This is a genomic window from Ruegeria sp. BHSB056 (assembly GCF_059613305.1).
Genome location: NZ_JBXWSG010000151.1, coordinates 1 through 4,349, shown reverse-complemented (window position 1 = coordinate 4,349; position 4,349 = coordinate 1). Strand labels below are relative to the sequence as shown.

The window sequence follows — 4,349 nt, the reverse complement described above, 5'->3', positions numbered from 1 at the left end:
TGTTCCGGTCAAGGACGCGACCAACATGTTGACGCTGGCATTCCTGGCAGAAGCAGTGGACGAGATCGAAGACAACGCTTTGGCAGATGAAATCGTAAGCCGTCTGGAAGGGTGGCTGGCGCGCCGAAGCTGATGGCCCTTTCGTCGGATATCCTGGCAACATACCGGGGGCCGGGGCGCGTGGTGCGCAGGCTTTTGGATATGGGCCAACGAGAAGACCGGGCGCTGATCTTTGTCATGGCGTTTTGTGTGGTGGCATTCATCGCCCAGATGCCTGGCCTTGCGCGCAAAGCGCATCTGGAAGGTGTTGAACTGAACATGCTTTTGGGTGGTGCTCTGCTTGGATCAGTGTTCATTCTGCCCTTGGTCTTTTACACGCTGGCGCTGGTATCTCATTGGGCGGCGCGCCTGTTTGGCGGGCAGGGAAGCGCTTATGGTGCGCGCCTGGCACTGTTCTGGGCGCTGTTGTCCTCTGCACCGCTGGTTCTGCTGAACGGCCTTGTCGCCGGGTTTATCGGACCAGGGCCTACATTGACGTTTGTGGGTTTTGTCTGGGTTGCTGTTTTTTTCTGGTTCTGGATATCCGGTCTCAGACAAGTGCAAAGGTCCGTCGCATGAATTCGAGTTTCCTGGGAAATCTGGCGGTCTTGACGATCAAGAACCCGACCGAAGCGGCGCGACGGCTGATGGCGCTCAAGCTGGGGCGAGAAGTGCTTTGGCTGGCATTTGCGCTGGCGGTCGTTTTGAACTGCGCTGTCCAATTGGGAATTGATTTGTCGATAACAATGGCGGCGGGTCAACCCTCTCCGGCGCTCGAGAGTTTTCCCATCGTTTTGGTGCGCTCGGCCGGGGCCATGATGCTGAGCATCGTCGCATTCCTGCTGGTCGGGCGAATGCTGGGAGGTCTGGCGAGGTTCGATGATCTGATGGTTTTGACGATCTGGCTGCAGTTCCTGCAAATTGCCGCCTTGGTGGTGACGCTGATCTTGAGCCTGACCTTACCGTTTCTGATGATGATGACATTGTTGGCGACAGCAATCCTGAGCCTTTACGTCACGCTTCATTTTCTGAATGAAGCGCATCAGTTCGGGTCTCTCTGGAAATCCTTTGCGGTAATTGTGTTGTCAGCTTTTGTCGCCATCCCTGTCGTTCTGTTTCTAAGCCCAACCGGGCCCGTCTAGGAATACCTCTCTTATGTATGATGTGCATAAAATCCGCTCTGACTTTCCGATCCTGTCGCGTCAGGTGAATGGCAAGCCTTTGACGTATCTCGACAATGGTGCTTCGGCTCAGAAACCTCAGGTGGTCATTGACGCGGTGACGCGGGCCTATGCCGAGGAGTATTCGAATGTCCATCGTGGCCTGCATTTTCTGTCCAATCTTGCGACAGAGAAATACGAGGCCGTTCGTGGCACGACCGCGCGGTTTCTGGGGGCATCGAACGAGAATGAGATCGTCCTGAACTCTGGTACCACCGAAGGGATCAACCTGATCGCCTATGGCTGGGCTATGCCGCGACTTAAAGCGGGGGATGAGATCGTTCTGAGTGTGATGGAGCATCATGCAAACATCGTACCCTGGCATTTCCTACGCGAACGACAGGGCATCGTGCTGAAATGGGTCGATGTCGACGCAGAGGGCGGGCTTGACCCTCAGGCGGTAATCGATGCAATCGGGCCGAAAACCAAGCTGGTTGCTGTGACACACTGCTCGAACGTGCTGGGTACGGTCGTGGATGTGAAAGCCATAACTGACGGTGCCCACGCCAAGGGCGTCCCGGTTCTGGTTGATGGCAGTCAGGGTGCCGTTCACATGCCGGTAAATGTCGAAGAGATCGGGTGCGATTTCTACGCGATCACTGGCCACAAGCTTTATGGTCCGTCAGGGTCGGGTGCGATTTTTATCAAATCCGACCGCATGGCCGAAATGCGCCCCTTTATCGGTGGCGGCGACATGATCAAAGAGGTCAGTAAGGATCAGGTCATCTATAATGACCCGCCAATGAAGTTCGAGGCCGGCACGCCGGGGATCGTTCAGACCATCGGTCTTGGCGTAGCGCTGGAGTATATGATGGATCTGGGGATGGAAAACATCGCTGCCCATGAATCCAGCTTGCGCGATTACGCGATGCAACGTCTGACAGGGCTGAACTGGTTGCAGGTTCAGGGCACACGCCCGGACAAGGCCGCGATTTTCAGCTTTACGCTGGACGGTGCTGGCCATGCACACGACGTCTCAACCATTCTCGACAAGAAGGGTGTTGCGGTTCGTGCCGGTCACCACTGTGCCGGGCCACTGATGGAACACCTGGGGGTGACGGCAACGTGCCGCGCCAGCTTTGGTCTCTATAACACTACCGATGAAGTTGACACGCTGATCGAAGCGCTTGAATTGGCGCATGATCTGTTTGCCTGATTTTGGTCTTGATTGGGGTGCGGCAATCGCGATTAGCAGTTGCACCCGGATTGGAACAAGGTTAGCAAACGGCCAAGGCACCTGTAGCTCAGCTGGATAGAGCGCTGCCCTCCGAAGGCAGAGGCCAGAGGTTCGAATCCTCTCAGGTGCGCCACCCAACATTCAACGTCGGATTGAAATCGGAAGCCCTGAACAGCGGACTTGTCGATTGGATTGCTTAATGCGTTGATCGTGCAGTCATCACAACGGCCCATGAGTGCAAAAATACTGCTGAGTTGCAGTATTTGAGGGAGGGATTCGCTGTCGGGTATCGGGAGTTATTGTTTTAGCTGATTTGGCGGCTCTGCCGCCAATCGCCACGAATGTTAGAAATCCGAGTGGGAAACTCAGTCAGTCAAAAGTTCCAAACAGAACCGATGTGTTCAGGTGTTACCCGCGCCAGGTGCGAACCACGCCGCAATCCATGTGTACGAAGTTCGATCCGTAATATTGACCAACACCACCTGCACGGCACGACATCGCCGCCTTGGCCATCTGCGAAACCGAGCGGGAGGCAAGGCGCAAATCAGCTGCTTGCCCTTCCATGTGAAGCGAATTGCGCGCCACACGGCGGGACCGGGAGCGGAGCATTGCATTGGTCTGAGGAGAGCGGTAGCCAGACAACAGCATATAGGGTTCGTTGACATCCAGCAGGCTGTGTGATGCCGCCATGATATCAATAGTGCGTAAATCGATTGATTTTACCTGATCTGTGCGCCAATCACGCATGAAGTTGTTCACTTCTTTGACAGCGTCCTTGATATACTTACCATCGACCCAATAAATCATATCCAACCGTTCGCCTGTGCGACCGGAATACATACGGATGCGACGGATGTCACCGCCACCGCGTAAAAAGCCCGCTGCGTTGGAGTAGGTTGGTGCTGCTGCGATTGCCGTTGCTGCAAACGCACCCAATAGGGCACGTCGGGTCAAGCCCGAGGAACTGCTCTCTGTCATTTTGGTTTCGTCCCGTACTGTTCCTGCCTGCACACGATGTTACGTGCACTGTCTTAATTATTCCCATCCCAGATGCGGAATTTATGGCACAATCGGAATCGAGGGCCAAGAAGTGTTTCATTTTCACCTTTTCAAGGGGGAATTTTCGGCAGTTTTTTGCGCATTTGTCACAGAGCATTACAAATATTTCGCAGTTGTGGGCTTTGGGCCGCGTAGCCGATGCAAACGCGCATCAGGCCAACGAAGATGCGATTTGGTAAGGATATCGTGAGTGGACAAGCGTTCTGGCAAGACTGCATAGTTACTCGACGTATAAATCACCAGTTCAAACTATTGAATTCCAAGGCTATCCTATGTTTTCTGTTCTCCGAACCAGTACCAGTATCCTGTTTGCCGCGTGTTTCGTGGCCACCGCGTCTGTCGCCAATACGACGTCCGAAGCAGCGCCAGGAACTGCGTTTCAGATGGCCATCGCTGAACATACTCTGCAGGCACCGCAACTGGTTGAGTTCTACCGGGCAAACGGGTTCTCACCGCTTTGGGTCGGCGATACGCCTGAGCACACTCAACGCCGGGCGACGTTGATCAAGGCGCTTAAGGATGGGCATCTGCACGGCCTGCCACAGGCCGAGCCGATTATCGCCGCCGTGATGGAGAAGATGGAAAAGGCCCGTTCGGTGCGTGATCTCGGAACAGTTGAAGCCGAACTGAGCCGTATCTTTGTCGAATATGCCGACGCGCTTTACGCGGGCGTAATCCGGCCCGGCAGCGTGGATGATGGGCTGGTTCGGTCCGTAGAACGACGCAGCCCTGTAGAGCATTTGCAAGGAATAAGCGCTCAGGGCGCGGCCTACTTTACAGCCTTGGCGCCGCAATCACATCAATACCGTGCGTTGATGAAGCAGAAGCTGTCCTTGGAAAAGCTGGTGTTTCAG

General features: G+C 54.9%; 5 protein-coding genes, 1 tRNA gene and 1 pseudogene. 6 read left to right on the top strand and 1 reads right to left on the bottom strand.

Translation table 11 applies throughout. The annotated features are described in order from the left end of the window. The 5 genes and pseudogenes from AC2FND_RS19710 to AC2FND_RS19690 all read left to right on the top strand — a co-directional run. Positions 1 to 133 (top strand): annotated as a pseudogene (locus tag AC2FND_RS19710) (Fe-S cluster assembly protein SufD); the annotation flags it as partial. Continuing rightward, positions 133 to 618 (top strand): YIP1 family protein, encoded by a 486-nt coding sequence (locus tag AC2FND_RS19705; protein WP_496771407.1) that lies wholly within the window; start codon positions 133 to 135, stop codon positions 616 to 618. The pseudogene AC2FND_RS19710 and the gene AC2FND_RS19705, both read left to right, overlap by 1 nt. After that, entirely contained in the window at positions 615 to 1,181 is a 567-nt protein-coding gene (locus tag AC2FND_RS19700; RefSeq protein WP_496771406.1) for a YIP1 family protein, read from the top strand. Before AC2FND_RS19705 ends, AC2FND_RS19700 begins: the two co-directional genes overlap by 4 nt. 13 nt (positions 1,182 to 1,194) lie before the next feature. Continuing rightward, complete coding sequence (locus AC2FND_RS19695; RefSeq protein ID WP_496771405.1) at positions 1,195 to 2,415, top strand: cysteine desulfurase; 1,221 nt, start codon at positions 1,195 to 1,197, stop codon at positions 2,413 to 2,415. Between the two features lie 77 nt (positions 2,416 to 2,492). Beyond that, positions 2,493 to 2,569, top strand: a tRNA-Arg gene (locus AC2FND_RS19690). Positions 2,570 to 2,844: 275 nt separating this feature from the next. Here AC2FND_RS19690 and mepK read toward each other — a convergent pair. Next, a complete protein-coding gene (gene mepK / locus AC2FND_RS19685) occupies positions 2,845 to 3,414 on the bottom strand; it encodes a peptidoglycan L,D-endopeptidase MepK (RefSeq protein WP_209503903.1) in 570 nt (189 codons plus the stop codon). A gap of 353 nt (positions 3,415 to 3,767) precedes the next feature. Here mepK and AC2FND_RS19680 point away from each other — a divergent pair. Next, positions 3,768 to 4,349, top strand: a 582-nt coding sequence (locus AC2FND_RS19680; RefSeq protein ID WP_496771404.1) for a L,D-transpeptidase scaffold domain-containing protein, incomplete at its 3' end; no start/stop codon positions are given.

Excerpts from the sequence above, each read along its gene's own strand:
- AC2FND_RS19705 (WP_496771407.1), top strand. The coding sequence starts at position 133 with ATGGCCCTTTCGTCGGATATCCTGGCAACATACCGGGGGCCGGGGCGC.
- AC2FND_RS19700 (WP_496771406.1), top strand. The coding sequence starts at position 615 with ATGAATTCGAGTTTCCTGGGAAATCTGGCGGTCTTGACGATCAAGAAC.
- AC2FND_RS19695 (WP_496771405.1), top strand. The coding sequence starts at position 1,195 with ATGTATGATGTGCATAAAATCCGCTCTGACTTTCCGATCCTGTCGCGT.
- mepK (WP_209503903.1), bottom strand. The coding sequence starts at position 3,414 with ATGACAGAGAGCAGTTCCTCGGGCTTGACCCGACGTGCCCTATTGGGT.